Annotated in this window: 20 protein-coding genes; 13 read left to right on the top strand and 7 right to left on the bottom strand. The window is 42.9% G+C overall.

Annotation, left to right across the window (positions count from 1 at the left end; all coding sequences use genetic code 11):
* Positions 1-51: 51 nt before the first annotated feature.
* Entirely contained in the window at positions 52-963 is a 912-nt protein-coding gene (locus tag G509_RS0103110; RefSeq protein WP_026990187.1) for an AEC family transporter, read from the bottom strand.
* A 136-nt stretch (positions 964-1,099) separates the two neighbouring features.
* Between G509_RS0103110 and G509_RS0103105 the strand changes: the two genes are divergently transcribed.
* The 3 genes from G509_RS0103105 to meaB all read left to right on the top strand — a co-directional run bounded on the left by G509_RS0103105 (position 1,100) and on the right by meaB (position 3,475).
* Positions 1,100-1,507: an Rrf2 family transcriptional regulator gene (locus tag G509_RS0103105; protein ID WP_026990186.1), complete on the top strand. Its 408-nt coding sequence runs from the start codon at positions 1,100-1,102 to the stop codon at positions 1,505-1,507.
* Between the two features lie 53 nt (positions 1,508-1,560).
* Entirely contained in the window at positions 1,561-2,208 is a 648-nt protein-coding gene (locus tag G509_RS0103100; RefSeq protein ID WP_026990185.1) for an NAD(P)-dependent oxidoreductase, read from the top strand.
* A 175-nt stretch (positions 2,209-2,383) separates the two neighbouring features.
* Positions 2,384-3,475, top strand: coding sequence for a methylmalonyl Co-A mutase-associated GTPase MeaB (gene meaB, locus G509_RS0103095; protein WP_026990184.1), 1,092 nt, complete (start codon positions 2,384-2,386; stop codon positions 3,473-3,475).
* Positions 3,476-3,530: 55 nt separating this feature from the next.
* Here meaB and G509_RS0103090 read toward each other — a convergent pair whose 3' ends face one another.
* The 3 genes from G509_RS0103090 to G509_RS0103080 are packed head-to-tail and all read right to left on the bottom strand — an operon-like array spanning position 3,531 to position 5,280.
* Positions 3,531-4,247 (bottom strand): 3-ketoacyl-ACP reductase, encoded by a 717-nt coding sequence (locus tag G509_RS0103090; protein WP_026990183.1) that lies wholly within the window; start codon positions 4,245-4,247, stop codon positions 3,531-3,533.
* Between the two features lie 20 nt (positions 4,248-4,267).
* Positions 4,268-4,552, bottom strand: a complete 285-nt coding sequence (locus G509_RS0103085) for a GNAT family N-acetyltransferase (RefSeq protein WP_026990182.1) — start codon at positions 4,550-4,552, stop codon at positions 4,268-4,270.
* Between the two features lie 2 nt (positions 4,553-4,554).
* Positions 4,555-5,280, bottom strand: coding sequence for a pirin family protein (locus G509_RS0103080; RefSeq protein WP_026990181.1), 726 nt, complete (start codon positions 5,278-5,280; stop codon positions 4,555-4,557).
* 117 nt (positions 5,281-5,397) lie between these two features.
* Here G509_RS0103080 and G509_RS0103075 point away from each other — a divergent pair, with 117 nt between their 5' ends.
* The 9 genes from G509_RS0103075 (at position 5,398) to ilvA (ending at position 16,038) form a co-directional block, all read left to right on the top strand.
* Entirely contained in the window at positions 5,398-6,057 is a 660-nt protein-coding gene (locus G509_RS0103075) for an alpha/beta hydrolase (RefSeq protein ID WP_026990180.1), read from the top strand.
* 40 nt (positions 6,058-6,097) lie between these two features.
* Positions 6,098-6,988, top strand: a complete 891-nt coding sequence (locus G509_RS0103070) for a lytic transglycosylase domain-containing protein (protein WP_026990179.1) — start codon at positions 6,098-6,100, stop codon at positions 6,986-6,988.
* Between the two features lie 700 nt (positions 6,989-7,688).
* Positions 7,689-8,585: a branched-chain amino acid transaminase gene (locus G509_RS0103065; RefSeq protein ID WP_026990178.1), complete on the top strand. Its 897-nt coding sequence runs from the start codon at positions 7,689-7,691 to the stop codon at positions 8,583-8,585.
* A 138-nt stretch (positions 8,586-8,723) separates the two neighbouring features.
* Positions 8,724-10,403, top strand: a complete 1,680-nt coding sequence (gene ilvD / locus G509_RS0103060; protein ID WP_026990177.1) for a dihydroxy-acid dehydratase — start codon at positions 8,724-8,726, stop codon at positions 10,401-10,403.
* 17 nt (positions 10,404-10,420) lie between these two features.
* A complete protein-coding gene (gene ilvB, locus G509_RS0103055; RefSeq protein ID WP_026990176.1) occupies positions 10,421-12,175 on the top strand; it encodes a biosynthetic-type acetolactate synthase large subunit in 1,755 nt (584 codons plus the stop codon).
* 192 nt (positions 12,176-12,367) lie between these two features.
* Positions 12,368-12,955: an acetolactate synthase small subunit gene (ilvN, locus tag G509_RS0103050; protein WP_207382710.1), complete on the top strand. Its 588-nt coding sequence runs from the start codon at positions 12,368-12,370 to the stop codon at positions 12,953-12,955.
* 24 nt (positions 12,956-12,979) lie between these two features.
* Positions 12,980-13,585, top strand: a complete 606-nt coding sequence (locus G509_RS0103045; RefSeq protein ID WP_131450742.1) for a hypothetical protein — start codon at positions 12,980-12,982, stop codon at positions 13,583-13,585.
* A 10-nt stretch (positions 13,586-13,595) separates the two neighbouring features.
* Positions 13,596-14,642, top strand: coding sequence for a ketol-acid reductoisomerase (ilvC, locus tag G509_RS0103040; protein WP_026990173.1), 1,047 nt, complete (start codon positions 13,596-13,598; stop codon positions 14,640-14,642).
* A gap of 130 nt (positions 14,643-14,772) precedes the next feature.
* A complete protein-coding gene (gene ilvA, locus G509_RS0103035) occupies positions 14,773-16,038 on the top strand; it encodes a threonine ammonia-lyase IlvA (protein WP_026990172.1) in 1,266 nt (421 codons plus the stop codon).
* Positions 16,039-16,064: 26 nt separating this feature from the next.
* On the opposite strand, the gene G509_RS0103030 is transcribed toward ilvA, so the two are convergent.
* Both G509_RS0103030 and G509_RS0103025 read right to left on the bottom strand, forming a co-directional pair.
* Complete coding sequence (locus G509_RS0103030) at positions 16,065-16,781, bottom strand: TlpA family protein disulfide reductase (RefSeq protein WP_026990171.1); 717 nt, start codon at positions 16,779-16,781, stop codon at positions 16,065-16,067.
* Between the two features lie 304 nt (positions 16,782-17,085).
* Complete coding sequence (locus G509_RS0103025; protein WP_026990170.1) at positions 17,086-18,045, bottom strand: quinone oxidoreductase family protein; 960 nt, start codon at positions 18,043-18,045, stop codon at positions 17,086-17,088.
* Positions 18,046-18,168: 123 nt separating this feature from the next.
* Between G509_RS0103025 and G509_RS0103020 the strand changes: the two genes are divergently transcribed.
* Positions 18,169-18,381 (top strand): hypothetical protein, encoded by a 213-nt coding sequence (locus G509_RS0103020; protein WP_131450741.1) that lies wholly within the window; start codon positions 18,169-18,171, stop codon positions 18,379-18,381.
* Positions 18,382-18,383: 2 nt separating this feature from the next.
* Here G509_RS0103020 and G509_RS0103015 read toward each other — a convergent pair whose 3' ends face one another.
* The gene (locus G509_RS0103015; RefSeq protein ID WP_207382709.1) at positions 18,384-18,926 is read right to left on the bottom strand and encodes a Crp/Fnr family transcriptional regulator; all 543 of its coding nucleotides are present in this window, start codon (positions 18,924-18,926) and stop codon (positions 18,384-18,386) included.
* Between the last annotated feature and the right edge of the window lie 46 nt (positions 18,927-18,972).

The raw sequence follows: 18,972 nt of genomic DNA, 5'->3' as shown, positions 1-18,972 counted from the left end.
AAATCCTGATTGAATAATTTGGGTAAATTAGTGTAATTAGTATCTAAAAATTCACCAAAATTTAAGGATAAAATACCACATTGCCAAGGTTATAAAAGAGAGGGGTATCCCCACGCCAATCATCATACCGGCAAGGCGTGGCTTAAGCCCGTGTGCCGATGCAAGTATGGCGGCGGTTATCATGGGGGCCATAGCGGCCTCCATAATTGATACATCGATAACCTGACCTTCGGCACCAAGAAGTATTTTGTAGAGTATAAAAAAGAAAAGCGGCATAAGCAGCAACTTAAAAAGTAGCCCAATGCCCAAAAAGCCCCAGTACTGGCTCTTACGTTCTATTTTTAACTGAAGACCCACAGCCACCAGCGCCACCGGTGTTACGGTGCTGCCCAGTTTGGTAAACATATTTTGAAGGGTAGATATAAAATCGTAACCAAAAACATTCATGCCCGCGGCAACCACAAAGGCTATAAAGGGTGGGAAGAGCAAAATCTTTCGGGCTATGCCACTACCGCCGCCCGATCCTTTAGAGTATGCCGCCGCCAGTAAAATCCCGAAAGTAGATACCACCACAAACGTGCCGGGCTGGTCTACAATAATGGCAGTTTTAAGTCCGCCTTTACCGTATAAAGCCTCTATAACAGGAAAGCCGATGAATGATGTGTTGGCAAACCCCGCTGTTATGGCAAGGCAGCCCACAAGTTTTTTAGGCCAGTTAAACGCTTTGCCCAGGCCTGCAAAAAACAGCCAGGAAAGTAAAAAGCCTATCCATGCAATGCCAATAGGGTAGAGCAAACCGGCATTGATTTGTATTTTAGGAATGTAGTATAATGATAACGCCGGCAGCGAAATGTAAATTACAAACTGGTTTAACGCGGTGTGTGCGTTGGCAGGAACGGTTTTTACGCGTTGCAGCCCCCATCCGGCAAGCAGGCAAATAAATATAAGGATAATGCTATCCATACTTGTAAAACGTGGTTAATACCCCAAAGATAGGGCATAGTTGCCAATGCCACAGTGCGCTGGCAATAAAATAAATGCTAAATAATTTCGCAATTGCAAAATTCTTATTACTTTCGTAACATATTTTATTACAGTAATGATCTCCGGTAAGTTTGCCATAACGCTCCACATCTTAACGCTTCTGTCTAAATTTCCTGATGAATTTCTTTCGTCTGATTTTTTAGCCGGTAGTATGAATATTAACCCTGTTTTGGTGCGTAAAGAAATTGGCAACCTTAAAAAACACAACATTGTAGAGAGCCGCGAGGGTAAATTTGGAGGCACACGCCTTGCAAAAGCTGCGAAAGATATTACACTTGAGGATATTTTTAAGATGACGTTCGAAAGCGTTTCGTTAGGCTACTCTAAAAACGACCCTAACCCGGCCTGCCCTGTAGGTAAAAAGATTAACCAAAACCTTGATGCATTGTATATGGATATTAACTCGCAAATTAGTTCTAAGCTTAAAGGCATATCGCTTTTAGAATTCAGTAGCGAGTTTTAGATTTTTTTTATCCAAAACTGTCACATTTTTTATTACATATAATTTTTTACATTATGAAAATTGCCATTATTGGAGCCACAGGATTTGTAGGCGCCGCTTTAGTAAACGAATTTGCAACCCGTAACCACACAGTTACTGCGATATCAAGAAATCCGGAGGCGGAAAATACTGATAACGTTAACTACACCAAAGCTGATGTGCTTGATGTTGATGCGCTTGCTAACGTGCTTAAAGGCCATGATGCTGTGGTTAATGCCTTTAACGCGGGGTGGACAAACCCTAACATTTACGACGATTTTATTGCGGGATCTAAAGCAGTACAGGCGGCTGTAAAACAGTCGGGTGTTAAGCGTTATATTACTATAGGTGGTGCGGGCAGCCTTTTTGTAGCTCCGGGCCTACAGGCGGTAGATACACCTGATTTTCCTGCCGAAATTAAAGCAGGTGCTACCGCAGCACGCGATTACCTAAACATCCTTAAAGAAGAAAAAGACCTGGACTGGGCATTTTTTAGCCCGGCTTTCGAGATGCACCAGGGCACTAAAACCAGGCGCACCGGGCAGTACCGCCTTGGCTTGGATAACCCTGTGTTTAACGATGAGCAACGCAGTATACTATCTGTAGAAGACTTAGCGGTTGTTATTGCCGATGAGGTTGAAACACCTAAGCACCACCAGGTACGTTTTACAGCGGCTTACTAATTGGTTGTTGGTTAACGGTTGTTAGTTGTTGGCAAAAGCCAGAATAAACGACAAAGTTATTGGGAGCAGCGGTTACTGCTCCTTTTTTTATTTGTGTAAACCTGCCTGCCGGTAGGCGGGTAATGTCTTCAGTTTAATAAAAAACACTTAATTTTACCCTACAAAGATTTTAATTGTGGATAAGCCCAAAATACCTAATACCGCCCTGCACGAACGCGATGGCATTGCTCAACCTCAAAGCATTAGCAATAAGGCTATTGCCCATGTAATACAGCTACGTAAAAAGCAGCCGTCGGCAATAGAGCTGGTTAACGGTATTTTAGCGGGCGATAAAACGGCACTAAGCAGGGCTATTACTTTGGTAGAAAGTACTAATCCATCGCATCTTGAAAAGGCTACCGCTGTTATAAACAGCTGCCTGCCACATGCTAATAAATCGGTTCGCATTGGTATTACCGGTGTGCCGGGGGTGGGCAAAAGTACCTTTATAGAGGCCTTTGGCAAACACTTAACCGGCCTTGGTAAAAAGGTTGCCGTACTGGCGGTCGACCCGAGTAGTTCGCTTTCGCACGGTAGTATTTTAGGAGACAAAACCCGTATGGAAGAACTGGTTAAAGATGCCAACGCTTACATACGCCCGTCGGCTTCCGGCGATACGCTGGGCGGTGTGGCACGCAAAACCCGCGAGGCCATTATTTTATGCGAAGCCTGTGGTTTTGATACCATTATTATTGAGACTGTTGGTGTGGGGCAAAGCGAAACCGCTGTGCACAGTATGGTCGACTTCTTTTTATTGCTAAAGATATCCGGGGCGGGCGATGAGCTTCAGGGTATTAAACGCGGCATTATGGAGATGGCCGACCTGATTGTTATCAATAAAGCCGATGGCGATAACATTAAAAGGGCTAAGCTTGCTAAGACTGAGTTTAACCGGGCGCTGCATTTATTTCCGGCTAAGGCATCGGGCTGGCAGCCAAAAGTTACCACGTGCAGCTCTATTACCCACGAGGGTATTGCTGAGACGTGGCAAACCATCAGCGAATTTTTTGATCTGACTAAGGCTAACGACTTTTTTGGCTTCCGCCGAAGCGAACAAAACAGCTACTGGCTTACCGAAACCATTAACGAGCAGCTTAAAGCCAACTTTTATAGCCGCGAAGATATTGCGGCACTATTAGAACAAAATAAAAAAGCGGTGCAAAACAACGAGTTATCGCCTTTTGCAGCCGCAAGTATTTTATTGGAAAAGTATTTTGGTTTGAAGTAGGTATAGTCTGTTTTTAGTGCTAACTGAAAACTGCGACTGCCAACTGAGCACTAACCTACGGATTGGTAGACCATATACCGCTATCTTTAATAAACACCCTTTTATTTAGCTTAAGCTGTGCCACAATAAGTTCGGCCACATCTTCGGGTTGCATAACTTTATCAGGATTACCATCGGTAAGGTTAAGGTCTTTAGCCATATCGGTAGCAACGGTGCTTGGTGTAAGCGCAGTAACACGGATGTTATGCTTGCGTACTTCCTGCATAAGCGATTCAGTCAATCCCATAACTGCAAATTTAGAGGCACTGTAAGCACTTGTAACAGCTGCACCCCTAAGCCCCGCGGTAGACGATATATTAATGATATCGCCACTTTGCTGCGCTACCATTCCCGGTAATACGGCACGGGTAGTATAATAAGTGCCCATAAGGTTAACTTTAATAATTTGTTCAAATTCTTCAGGTGTTAAGTCTAAGAATTTTCCAAACTTGCCCATACCGGCATTATTAATAAGTATGTCTATGGTTGTAAACTCAGCCAGGGCTTTTTCTACAGCACTGTTAACCGAAGCTATATCGGCAACATCGGCAGTAACCGCCAGGCATTTTACATTATGTGTTTTAATTTCGGTAGCCAATGCATCAATATCGGCAGCCGTACGGGCAAGCACTATAACATTAGTACCTTCGGCGGCAAGGGCAAGCGCAATGGCTTTACCAATACCTTTACCAGCGCCGGTAATCAGCGCGTTCTTTCCTTTTAAACTTTGCATTATTTATTCTATTGGGTTATTTATAGTCTAATTCCCGGTGGCAGCAGGTCTTTATAGCGTGGGTTTTTCCTAAAAAAAGCTGCTACTTTTGGGTGGGTGGGCACTACCCGAAAACGGCGCTCTTCGGCAATAGCTAAAATTTCTTTAAGCACATCGCTAACGTTAGGCTCTTCGTCCATGCCATCGGGTACATTAATTTTGGTAAGAAACAGCTTTCGCTCCTGTACGGAGTATTCTACTATCATTACTTTGCCATCAATAGTAATTTCAAACTGTCTCGAAAATTCGTTGTCTTTAATATCCATAACTAATCGTTAAATTGCATTGGTACTTCTATCAATAATATTTTGGCAGGCGCTTTAGTGGTAATGGCAAGGCTGTTAAACTCAACAGCGCCAAAAGCATCGCGCTGGTTAACGGTTTGCCCGTTAATGTCCAGCTCGCCTTTTATAACAAAAAGGTAAATTCCGTTACCTTCAATTTTAATATCATAATTAAATGTCCGGCTGGCATCAAACAAGCCCATGTGCAAAAATGCCTGCTGGTGTATCCAAAGAGCGTTGCCATCGTTCTTATCCTGCGGAGATACCACATTTACAAGGTTGTTGCGGTTAACCTCTAAGTCAAAACCTTTCTGGTCGTAACGTGGGGTTACATTCTGTCGTTCAGGAAATATCCACAACTGCAAGGTCTGGGCCTGCTCAGTCTGGCTTGCATTCATTTCGCTGTGCTGTACACCGGTGCCGGCACTCATAACCTGTACTTCGCCAAAGCTAACTGTAGCCTGGTTGCCCATGCTGTCGCGGTGCGTAAGGCCGCCTTCAAGCGGAATGGTAATAATTTCCATATTGTCGTGCGGGTGGTTGCCAAAGCCCATTCCTGCAGCAATGGTATCGTCGTTCAGTACACGCAGCATGCCAAACTGAACCATATCAGGGTTATGAAAGCCACCAAACGAAAACGAGAAGTTAGCCTGTAGCCAGCCGTGGTTAGCGGTGCCTCTTTGGCTTTTAGGGAATAGTCGTGTCCTCATAAATTTATTCATAAATTAAAGCCTGAAGCCCAGCGGTTGGGATAAAAACTTTAATTTTATACAAATTTCGGAATAAAAATTGATTATAAAACGCCGAAGCACGTTAAAACTCGCAGCATGCAAACAATACCGGTATACTTTATGCCCGGGCTGGCCGCCAGCCCGCTTATTTTTGAGAATATACACTTACCGGAACACCTGTACGAGTGCTTTTATTTAGAATGGCTGCTACCTGTTGGTAATGAACCACTGGCCGACTATGCCAAACGTATAGCGCAAAACATAAAGCACGATAACCCTATATTAATAGGAGTATCGTTTGGTGGGGTAATAGTGCAGGAACTATCGAGGGTTATTGAGGCACGGAAGGTAATAATCATATCAAGCGTGCGCTGCAATGCCGAATTCCCCCGCAGGATGCGCTTTGCTAAAATGACGCAGGCCTACCGTTTTTTTCCTACCGGGTTAATGACGCGGGTTGACTGGTTGGCTAAAGTGGCCGTTGGCAATAACGTGATTAGCAGGAGGCTGAATTTATATGAAAAATTTCTGTCGGTCAGGGATAAGAAATACCTGGACTGGGCGTTAAAAAGTATTATACTTTGGGATAGGGCCGTGCCCGATGAAAATGTGGTGCATATTCATGGCGATGCCGATGAGGTTTTTCCGCCAAAGTACCTTAAAAATTTTATTCCCGTTAAGGGCGGCAAGCACATTATGATAATTAATAAGTACAAGTGGCTTAACGAGAACCTGCCGCAATTGCTGGCCGATTAACTAAACAAAATCATCAACTACTATAAAAAAAGAAAAGAAAATGGAATGGATTCGTAAAACAGGCGTTGTGGCCTCTATGGTATTGGTAAGTACCCTGCTGGTGCATACAGCAACAAATAAACCGGCAGAAAGTAAAGAAGCAGCCAATGGCAGTTACTTTCCGGCTGAAATAGATTTTGCAGGCGAGAAAGCACCGTTGCAGCTTAGCGATGTGCGCGAAAGGCTGGACAGGGAGCTGCTTACTAATGCTAACCTGCATGCAACAACCCAACTTATAATTAAACGTGCCAACAGGGCATTTCCGGTTATAGAGCCAATTTTAAAACGCTACGGCGTGCCAGACGATTTTAAATATCTTGCCGTAATAGAGAGCGGATTGGTAAATGTGGTGTCTCCGGCAGGGGCAAGGGGTATCTGGCAATTTATGCCCGAAACCGGCAAGCAATATGGACTTGAGGTAAACGACCTGGTAGATGAGCGTTACCACCTTGTAAAATCTACCGAGGCAGCGTGCCGCTACCTGTTAGATTCTAAAGCTAAATTCGGCTCGTGGACGCTGGCTGCTGCATCATACAACGGTGGTGTTGGTGGCGTAAACAAACAAATAACCTTTCAGGGCGTAGATAATTATTACGATTTACTACTAACTGAAGAAACGGCCCGCTACGTTTTCAGGATACTGGCGCTTAAAGATATTATGCAAAACCCTGCTAAATATAACTTTAACCTTCAGCCGACTGACCTTTATCCGGTTATACCGGTAAAAACGGTAAGTGTGTCAGCAGCTGTGCCAGACCTGGCTGTATTTGCTAAAGAACAGGGTATTAATTATAAGATACTTAAAATACACAACCCATGGCTGCGCGACCGTAGGCTTGATGTTGCTTTAGGTAAAAGCTATACACTCGATATTCCGCTATCGGGATATTAATTAGGTTTTTGGAATATTAGATTTTAAGATGATAGACAAGAGATAATAGACTGAGCCTGCTGTATAGCAGGCTTTTTTATTACTTAATACAGAAGAAAGGGTTGTTGTAATAAGCACCGATTGTAGCTACACCCCTCTCTTTTGAGAGAGGGCTGGGGCTAAGGATATTTGTTATTTGTATTTTGCTTTTTGGAATTTGAACAATTGTATTTTTTCGAATTCCGAAAATTACCCTCTTAAAACAAAGGCTTTTGAAATTAAAATTCAGGGTTTTAATCTATAAATTGTATAATGTGTAATTATATTAACTAAAATTGTATTATATATTCATAACTATTTCGGTTTCGATGAAAAAAAATCAACAACGGACTTGGTTTGTTGAAAAAAATCCCTAAATTCGTCTTATCAATATGAAAGCAAACAATATTATACATGTCATTCTCATCAGCATTATTGTCATTAGCAATAAGGCCTGAGGGTATATGTATATTTATATAAACTAAAATTATAAATAGCCGTTCCCCTCAAAAGGAGCGGCTTTATTTTTTAAAAGTAAAAGCGTTATGAAAGCACTAAACATTATTTATGTCATCCACGTCATTCCCTTGCAAATGTGAGAAGGAACTTCCGGCACCATACAAACCGGCCCTTTCTCACCACGAGTAAGGGCCTTTTTTATACCATTACAAATTAACCAGCTATGTACTTTAACGATAACACAATTATTTATTTTAACGGCAACTTTGTAAAAGCAGCCGAAGCCAATACCAACCTTTACGGGCAGTCTTTACATTATGGTTATGCTGTTTTTGAAGGAATTAAATCGTACAAAACCGAAAACGGAACCAAAATATTTAAGGCTCAGGAGCATTACGACCGCCTGCGCCGATCGGCAGAATTAATGCACATGCCATTTAATTATACAACCGAAGAGCTTACGGCATTATCGTATGAAGTATTAGAGCGCAACGGCTTTAGCGATGCTTATTTGCGCCCCATTGTTATCTGTTCGCCCAATATGTCGCTTTCTAAAGGTAAAGAAAGTTACCTGGCAATAGAAGCGTGGGAGTGGAGCAACGGATACATGGCCAACAAAATGCGTATAACGACGTCGAGCTACCAACGCCCAAACCCCAAAGCTTTTAAGATAGAAGCCAAGGTTAGCGGCCACTATGTTAACTCTATACTTGCCTGCCAGGAAGCTAAAGATGCCGGTTATGATGAGGCCCTGGTGCTTGATGGTAATGGCTTTGTAGCCGAAAGCAGCGGTGCCAATGTGTTTTACGAGAAAGACGGAACCCTTTATACTCCCGCAAAGGGCAATATACTGCCGGGCATTACCCGCGCTACAGTATTAGATATATGCAAAGAACTGGACATACCAACGCAGGAAACTTTTTTTACCCCCGATGAAATGCGTGGTGCCGATGCCGCCTTTTTTTGCGGTACCGCCGCCGAAGTGCTGGCATTAGACTCTTTAGACGATGTACCTTTTACAAAACAATGGGATACCACCCTAAGTGCCACCGTGCAAAAAGCCTATCAAAATTTGGTGTTAGGCAAAACACTGGAGGAGTTTAAGTTGCAACTGGGGTAAGTTGTTGGTTGATGGTTGTTAGATTCGTTCGGGCAGCTCATCCATCGGCAAAATAACTTCAATAAATAATAATATAAGTCAGTTGCAAGGGTATGGAAGCTATCCAACAACCGACAACTATCAACTAATAACCATTTAATGGAATTAAATAAATATTCAAAGGTTTTTACCCAAGACGATACACAACCCGCTGCACGTGCTATGCTTTACGGCATAGGCTTTAGCGACGATGATATGAAAAAAGCACAGGTGGGCATAGCCAGTATGGGCTACGATGGCAACACCTGCAACATGCACCTTAACGATTTAGCTCAGGTAGTTAAAAAAGGCGCCTGGGATACCGGCCTTGCCGGCCTGGTGTTTAACACCATTGGCGTAAGCGATGGTATGAGCAACGGAACCGATGGTATGCGCTACTCGTTAGTAAGCCGCGATGTTATAGCCGATAGTATTGAGGCCATTTGTGGTGCACAATACTACGACGGACTTATAACCCTGCCGGGCTGCGACAAAAACATGCCGGGCAGTATTATGGCTATGGGCAGGCTTAACCGCCCTTCTATAATGGTGTATGGCGGTACAATTGCGCCGGGTTGCTATAAAGGCGAGACACTAAATATAGTTTCGGCATTTGAGGCTTTGGGGCAGAAGATAGCCGGAACAATGAACGAAGAAGATTTTAATGGCGTAATACGCAACGCCTGTCCAAGTGCTGGAGCCTGTGGCGGTATGTATACAGCCAACACTATGGCAGCAGCTATAGAGGCGCTGGGCATGAGTTTGCCGTATTCGTCGTCCAATCCGGCGCTAAGCCCGGAGAAGCAACAGGAATGCCTGGATGCTGCAAAACACCTTAAACTTTTACTGGAAAAAGATATTAAGCCAAGCGATATCATGACGCGTAAAGCCTTTGAAAATGCTATGCGAATTGTAGTGGTATTGGGCGGTAGTACCAACGCCGTACTGCACTTTATTGCCATGGCAAAAAGTATAGGCGTGGAGGTAACCCAGGACGATTTCCAGATGATGAGTGATAAAACACCTGTTCTGGCCGATTTTAAGCCAAGCGGCAAGTACTTAATGCAGGATTTGTACAACAACGGTGGTATTCCTGCCGTTATGAAGTATCTGCTTAAAGAAGGATTGCTTCATGGCGACTGCCTTACCGTTACCGGAAAAACCGTGGCGGAAAACCTTGAAGAGGCAGCCGACCTGGATTTCGAAACACAAAAAATCATCAGGCCACTATCTGACCCTATTAAACCAACCGGACATTTAAGGATATTATACGGTAACCTTGCACCGGGTGGGAGCGTAGCAAAAATTACAGGTAAAGAAGGCGAGAAGTTTACCGGCCCTGCGCGCGTTTTTGATGGCGAGAAAAATCTTATTGCCGGAATTTCTGATGGAAAGGTACAGCATGGCGATGTAATTGTTATTCGTAACGAAGGGCCTAAAGGCGCACCCGGCATGCCCGAAATGCTTAAGCCTACCAGCGCCCTTATTGGTGCAGGCCTTGGCAAAAGCGTTGCCCTTATTACCGATGGCCGCTTTAGCGGAGGCACTCACGGCTTTGTAGTGGGGCACATTACCCCCGAAGCGTTTGATGGCGGAACTATTGGCCTTGTAAACGACGATGATATTATTGAAATAGATGCTGTAAACAATACACTTGTACTTAAAGTTTCGGATGAAGAACTGGAGCAGAGAAGACAGGCATGGGTACAGCCAAAATTAAAAGTTACAAAAGGATTGCTTTATAAATATGCCCGTACAGTTTCATCGGCAGCAGAAGGCTGTGTGACTGATGAGGCATAAACCAAAATAGTAGGATTATGGAAAAGACATTGGAACAAAAAGCCCCGGCTGCAAAAGCACAGGAGTCGGTTACCTTAACAGGCGGGCAGGTATTGCTTGAGGCATTTATACAAGAGGGGGTAACCACCATTTTTGGATATCCGGGTGGTGCTATTATGCCCATTTATGATGCCCTTTACGATTATAACGAAAAGCTGCAGCACATACTGGTACGCCACGAGCAGGGTGCCATACATGCGGCTCAGGGTTTTGCAAGGGTATCTGGTAAAACGGGTATTGTGTTTGCCACCAGCGGCCCCGGTGCTACCAACCTGGTTACAGGCCTTGCTGATGCCATGATAGACAGTACACCGCTTGTGTGCATTACCGGGCAGGTGTTTGCGCACCTTTTGGGTACCGATGCTTTTCAGGAAACCGATGTAATAAACATAACCACCCCCGTAACTAAATGGAATTACCAGGTTACCGATGCCGAAGAAATTCCTGCAATATTGGCCAAGGCCTTTTATATAGCGGGTTCTGGTAGGCCGGGTCCGGTGCTTATAGATATCACGAAAAATGCCCAGCTTCAAAAAATGGAGTTCAGCGGCTACACAAAATGCAATTACATAAGAAGCTACAGACCAAAACCTGTGGTTAGAAACGAATATATAGAACAGGCTGCCGCCGCTATTAATGCTGCCGAACGTCCGTTTGTGGTGTTTGGTCAGGGTGTTATTTTAGGCAAAGCCGAAGAAGAGTTTAAAGCCTTTCTTGAAAAATCGGGCATTCCCGCAGCGTGGACTATCTTGGGCATGAGTGCCATTCCAACCGACTATCCTTTAGGGGTAGGCATGGTGGGTATGCATGGTAATTACGGTCCTAACCGTTTAACTAACGAATGCGACGTGCTGATTGCCATAGGTATGCGTTTTGATGACCGCGTTACCGGCCGATTAGATAAATACGCCACTCAGGCTAAGATCATCCACCTGGATATCGACCCGGCCGAGATTGATAAAAATGTAAAAGCCGATATACCGGTGTGGGGCGATTGTAAAGAGACGCTTCCGCTGCTAACGGCTTTAGTCGACAATAAAACACACGAGGCCTGGCATCAGAAATTTAAAGACTGCGCCGAAAGAGAAAATGAGAAAGTGATACAAGATGAGGTATATCCAACATCGGATGCGCTTACCATGGGCGAGGTTATCCGTAACCTTAACGAGCTAACCGGTGGCGATGCCATAATTGTAACCGATGTAGGTCAGCACCAGATGGTGGCCTGCCGTTACGCCGAATATATTCACTCTAAAAGTAATGTAACAAGCGGTGGCCTTGGTACTATGGGCTTTGCACTGCCCGCAGCTATTGGTGCTGCGTATGGCGATCCATCACGTCAAACCGTTGCCATTATTGGCGATGGCGGCATCCAGATGACCATTCAGGAGCTGGGTACAATTATGCAGTTTAAGCCAAATGTGAAGATTATGATACTTAATAACTGTTTTTTGGGTATGGTACGCCAGTGGCAGCAACTTTTTCATGAAAAAAGATACTCGTTTGTAAACATCGAAAGCCCTGATTTTGTTCAGGTGGCAAAAGGCTACGGCATACCGGGCAATAGTATTTCTACAAGAGATAAGCTTCGCGATGCGCTAACAACCATGCTAAACCACGACGGCAGCTACCTGCTGGAAGTTATGGTGGGTAAAGAAAATAACGTATTCCCAATGGTACCGCAGGGCAAAAGTGTTAGCGAGATAGTGCTTTGCAGGGAAGATATGGGGTAAGTTTATAAAGTCTTAAAGTTGAAAGTTTATAAAGTTTCCACGGTTGCTGATAGATAAGTGAACAGAACCGATTAAAGCCACAAACTGAAAGGGACTACATATTAGCCTGCAGCATCGCCTTAGGAGCACGCCCAAATAAATTGTCAGAAAAAAATAAGCGATGATGGCATCATCATCCTGAATATAGATATTATGAAAAAGGAATTCACCATAACCGTATATACAGAGAACCATGTGGGTTTATTAACCCGCATTGCGATAATTTTCTCGCGTCGGAAAATAAATTTAGAGTCGGTTAACGTTGGCCCAAGCGAAGTAGAGGGCATAAGCCGCTTTACGCTTGTTATTAACGAAGCCGAAGAGGTGGTGCAAAAAGTAGCCCGACAGATAGAAAAGCAGGTTGAGGTATTAAAAGTATTCTTTAATACCGATGAGGAAATTGTATGGCAGGAAATGGCCATGTACAAAGTGCCTACTAAGGTTATTGCAGAGCAGGTAAAGGTAGAAAGGCTGCTTAGGCAGTATGGCGCTAACACGGTAGTTATCCGTAACGATTACACGGTGTTTGAAACCACAGGCCATAAAGAAGAGATCGACGCTTTAGCCGAAGCTTTAGCGCCGTGGGGACTTATAGAGTTTGTGCGCAGTGCCCGTATTGCTATAATTAAAGCCAGCGAAGGCATGCACAAAGCTGTACTGGAATTTGAAGCCGCAGAGCCAAGCGAACCCGCAGTAGAAAATGAGTTTCTTGATAAGAGAGATGGTGTTTTTACGATGTAGATTATGAAGTATGTTTTTCAAATTATGGTGATACTGCTTTGTGGTAGTTTACACGCACAAGTGGAAATCGACAGCGGTAAGACGAAAGGTTTGCTGGAAGAGCAACCTATTGATACCATAGTATTGGGAGACATTAATAACGACAAAATTGTAGATACTGCTTTTGTATATACCCCACCTGTATTGTCGAGTTATGACGAGAGGGGTGAACTGATTTACTCTTTTGGTTGCAAGGAAAATAAATGCTATAACAACGTTACTTTTTCTTGTAACATGCCCAACCTGTTATTTGATGAATCAGTATGGGGGAAGGTAGCTGCGGTAGATGATATTGATGGAGATGGGACCAAAGAGTTGCTTTTTAATACAAGTTGGTTTATAGGTACATCTACAGGACTTTACCTATACCATTTTAATGGTAATGAATGGCAGGAAATTGAGCGGGTTACTATAAGGGGATGTATTAATGAAGAAGGCGAAGAACAAACGCCAGTTAGTAATTATTTTTATAAAAAAGGCAAACGTTATTACCTTAAAGGAATTACTCTCAGACGAGGTGATGAAGTTCCGCAGGTAAAGCGGATTAAGCTTAAAGAATTAAAACGAAACAAAAAATCAATAAAAAATTAAACGAATAAACATGGCAAAATTAAATTTTGGAGGAGTAGAAGAAAACGTAGTAACCCGTGAAGAATATCCGTTAGATAAAGCACAACAAACATTAAAAGACGAAGTAGTTGCCGTAATAGGCTACGGCGTTCAGGGGCCGGGCCAGGCACTAAACCTTAAAGACAATGGTATTAGCGTGATTGTGGGTCAGCGCCAAAATTCTAAATCGTGGGATAAAGCTGTTGCCGATGGTTTTGTACCGGGCGAAACCCTTTTTGAAATTGAAGAAGCCCTGCAAAAAGGCACCATTATATGTTACTTACTTAGCGATGCTGCACAAATAGAATACTGGCCACTGGTTAAAGAAAACCTTACTGCCGGTAAAGCATTATACTTTTCGCATGGGTTTGGCATTACGTTCAACGACCAGACATCAATCGTTCCACCGGAAAATGTCGATGTATTTTTAGTGGCTCCAAAAGGATCGGGCACATCATTGCGCCGTATGTTCCTCCAAAACCGTGGATTAAACAGTAGTTATGCTATTTTTCAGGATGCTACAGGCAAAGCGTTTGACAGGGTAGTATCTTTAGGTATTGCTATTGGCAGTGGTTATTTATTTGAAACCGATTTCCAAAAAGAAGTATACAGCGACCTTACCGGAGAGCGTGGTACACTTATGGGGGCTATTCAGGGTATTTTTGCGGCTCAGTACGAAGTGCTTCGTAAAAAAGGCCACAGCCCATCGGAAGCGTTTAACGAAACGGTTGAAGAACTTACACAATCGCTTATGCCATTAGTGGCAGAAAACGGTATGGATTGGATGTATGCCAACTGTAGTACTACAGCACAGCGTGGTGCATTAGACTGGTGGAAGCGTTTTAGAGATGCTACAGCCCCAATTTTTGAAGAATTATACGATAGCGTTGCCACGGGTAAAGAGGCTGGCTATAGCATAGAAAGCAACAGCAAACCGGATTACCGTGTAGACCTGGATGCAGAACTGGCTGAACTTCGCGATAGCGAAATGTGGCAGGCAGGTAAAACCGTGCGTAGCCTTAGGCCGGAAAACAACTAAATTAAAAATAACGTCCGGCTCTGTCATTGCGAGCGGAATGCAATGGAGCGCGGCAATCTCATAATTAAGATTGCCGCGGTCGTGCCTCTCTCGCAATGACAGAAACGGGTAGCGTTTTGCAACATAAATTATGAATACCCATCCTATAACGTACTTTCCTGCTCTTGATGATGTTAAACGTGCTGCCGAAAGGCTTAAACACGTGGTACATAAAACGCAGCTTACGCCTAACCGCACGGCATCTGAAATGTATGATGCCAACATTTTATTTAAGCGCGAAGATTTGCAGCAGGTTAGGTCGTACAAAATTCGCGGGGCCTATAATAAAATGGCTACTTTATCTGCCGCAGAACTTGCCCATGGGGTAGTTTGTGCCAGTGCGGGTAACCATGCCCAGGGTGTGGCACTTGCATGTAATAAAATGCAGTCGCACGGTACTATTTTTATGCCAACACCAACGCCCAACCAAAAGCTGGACCAGGTAAAAATGTTTGGCGGCGAATTTGCTGAAGTAGTTTTAGCCGGCGATACCTTTGATGAAGCTAAAGAAGCCGCACTGTTATATTGCGCAGAGAAAGGCGCAGTGTTTATTCACCCATTTGATGACCCGCATATTATCGAGGGCCAGGCTACTATTGCTTTAGAAATACTGGAGCAGGCGCAGCAGCCTATAGACTACGTTTTTGTTCCTGTTGGCGGTGGCGGACTTGCGGCGGGGCTTAGCAGTGTTTTTCAACAACTGTCTCCTAATACAAAAATTATTGGTGTAGAGCCAACCGGTGCCCCGAGTATGAAACGTGCACTGGAAAAAGGTGAGACTGTACATCTGGAGCGTATTAATAAATTTGTAGATGGTGCTGCAGTACAAAAAGTAGGCAATTTTACTTTTGATATTTGTAGGCAAACCCTGCATGATATGCTTTTAGTAGATGAGGGCCGTATTTGCGAGGTTATACTATCGTTATATAACAAAGATGCTATTGTTATTGAACCCGCAGGGGCATTATCGGTAGCGGCATTAAGCCAGTATAAGGAGCAAATTAAAGGCAAAAACGTGGTATGTATTATAAGCGGCAGTAATAACGATATTACCCGTATGGAAGAAATTAAGGAAGGTGCACTTTTGTATGCCGGACTTAAGCACTATTTTTTAGTAAAGTTTCCGCAAAGGCCGGGAGCACTTCGTGAGTTTGTAATGAATGTATTGGGGCCAACCGATGATATTGCCCATTTTGAATACACCAAGAAAAACAGTAAAGAAAAAGGTACGGCGGTAGTGGGTATTGAAGTTAAAGAAGCAGCCGATTTTGATGTGCTTATTGCAAACATGAAAAACCTTGGATTTTATGTAGACTACCTAAACAACCAACCCCATTTATTAAACCTGTTGGTGTGATGAATAAATGCTTGTAATTAAATGTGTTATTTGATAACAAGCATTTCTTTTTCCAGTTCTTTGTTTAACAGGAAAGGTACCATGCCTTCTAAAAAAGCATTGTAGTTTAAGGCGTAGCCTTTTTGGTAGTTGGCTTTTTCTAACGATACCTGCACGCCACAACGCTTAATATCAGATACTTTTAGGTTTTCGTCTAAGAAAAAGGTGTTTGGCAAGCCTAATGTGTGTTTAAGTATGCCTATTGTTTGCGAATCGTTTCTATAGCTCTCATGTGCATAGCATACTATAACACGGTGGTTAAATTTTTTAGCCAGTTTTTTCATCTTAGCCCTTCTGTCCCAAAACACTACCACAAACTGTACGTCTTTACCGTATTTCTGGGCAAGCTTGTTAAGTGCAGGTATTTCGCCCTGGCTGGTTACACACCATGAGGCATACGTAACAAGCACAATGGGCTTTTGTATGGAGCTTAGCTTTATTTTAGAGTTGTTTACTTTTTTAAAGGTAAAATCGTCAAAACGGGTACCTGTAAGGCGGTTTTGTACTAAAGAATCGAATAAAAATTTACTTCTCTCAAAATCTCCGGTGCGGTTAGCATGGGCACATTCGGTTTTATAACGGGCAAGATTTATACGAATGGCATTACTAAACTGGGTGGTATCATTCAATACAAGAGAGTCGCTCTGGCTATAAAGGAAGAGTGGAAACAGCAGCGCAACAAGGTATAGTAATGATTTATTCATTTCATATAAATAAGTACTATAAATTTATAAATTATAATTTAAACAACCATCTAATTATAAGATTATTATGTATTAAATAAACGTTATAGTAATTTAAAGAAGAATGCGTACATAATAATCTTATTCCTTAATAAATCATTTAATATTCTTGTTAAATTTTATTGATTTGATAGTGCTGATTACTTGAAATTTGTAAGAAAATGACTGAAGGCGATGTATGAATTGCGCTAATAATTACACTATTGGTATAAAAACTGCGCAAAAATTTCTGCATATACAATGGGCAGAGGTTAATTAGATGGTTTTACTCCATTATAATCACATTACGTTTTCCGGAGGTTTCGTCGCGGCTCCAAACGCTTTCAATTTCTGATAAAGGAAATGTAGCTACCTCCATTACCAATTTGCCCTGTGCTGCAAGACTAAAAATAGCCGGGAGTTCGGTTTCTAAATAATCGGCTATATCTTTCTTAGAAAGGCTGCCAATACCCGAGCCTAACAGTTGCACCATCCTGCTCCTCAATATACCTGATGGCAGGTTAATGGTGCTGCCGGCCATTTCGCCAACGGTTACAATGGTAATTTTATAGGGCGGCAAGCCATTAATAGCTTTTAAAATTAATTCTACAGGATGGCCCCACAAATAATCGATTACAATATCTATAGGTGTAGCTTTAAAGCTCTCCTGTATCTGGTTAATGATAGTTTCATCATCCTGCATTAGCGGAATAATTTCATCGGCACCTAAAAGCAGCAAATCATTTAAAACAGCTTGATTTCGGCCGGTTACAATAACTTTTTGAGCGCCACGGTATTTTGACATCTGTACGGCAATTTTCCCTGTTGCGCCTGTAGCACCATTTATAAGCACCGTTTGCCCAGCCCTAATTTGTGCACGATAGAGCAAAGCCATGTCAGACCCTACCAAAGCATTGGGCAATGCAGCTGCAAGTGCAAAATCGAGTCCTTTTGGGAGTGGGGTGTACCTTCCGTCTTCAATAACGGCCTGCTCCGCAAACATACCGGTAAGGCCCCAGGCATAAACGGCATCGCCATTTGGTAATGTTCCTACACCATCTATACCGGGTACTACGGGCAACGATGCAAAAGTAGTGTAATGCCTGCCTGCTACCTTAGAGCGGTCTACCTGCTTAATGGCAGCGGCTTTTACATTTACTATTAACTGGCCTTGTTGTGGCTGTGGATTTTCAAAATCGCCGTAAATGGGGTTGGTGCCTAATTGGTGTAGTATACCTGCTTTCATACTGTTTATTTTTAAGCAAAATTAAGTAGCAGGGCAGGTGTAAAGCGATAACAATTGTTAACAAACAACTGCTGCCAGATAATAATATTTGAAAATATAACGGGATTTATTTACATTTACCAAATGATGAAAGATCTTAAAAACCTGTATGTGGCCCAGCAAGGCAACAAGGTTATTGTTTTTGGCACTAATTTAAAAGACTTTGTACTATCGTTAAGCAGCGTAGTGCCCAACTTAAAACCCTACATGTTTTACTACCGTGCCTTTAAAAAAATAGACTATATAGAGCACAAACGCTTAGACGGTTCTATTATTTACATACAAAAAATACTTTAAGGCTACACCTTTCGGTTACGTATGCGGCTTAACGACACAGGCGTTATACCTAAGTAAGACGCTATATAATGCTGGGGCACACGCAAAAATATTTGCGGATGGCTTGCCAACAGCTCATTGTAACGCTCCTGCGGTTTATTTTTAAGATATGACAAAATGTGTTTTGAATAATAAAAAAAGCGGTTGAGTATCAGCTTGTCGTACCACGACTTAAAATTAACGTCAGAATTTATTAATTCGAAAAACTGCTCCTTTGGCATTACGTATAGTGTGCAGGGTTCCAGCGTTTCCAAAGTAAAATCGCTTGGGTTATTGGTTAGAAGGCTCTCTATAGAGGCAATTACATTACCCTCGAAAAAAAACTGTGTGGTAATATCTGTACCGATATTATTAAACCACATGCGCAGGCAACCTTTTTCAATAAAATAAATGCGGTCGGCTTTCTGACCTTCGTTTAACAATATGGTGCGTGCTGCAACTTCTATTTTTTCGAGGTTATAGGGTGCTATTAATTGCAGGGCATCGGGTTGTGGTAGTTGGCTCAAAATTCGGGCGGGTTTATCTCATCAAAGATAAAAATAAAGTAGCGGT

This window comes from Flavobacterium subsaxonicum WB 4.1-42 = DSM 21790, from assembly GCF_000422725.1.
Lineage (GTDB): Bacteria > Bacteroidota > Bacteroidia > Flavobacteriales > Flavobacteriaceae > Flavobacterium > Flavobacterium subsaxonicum.
This window is presented reverse-complemented; position numbering and strand designations above follow the sequence as displayed.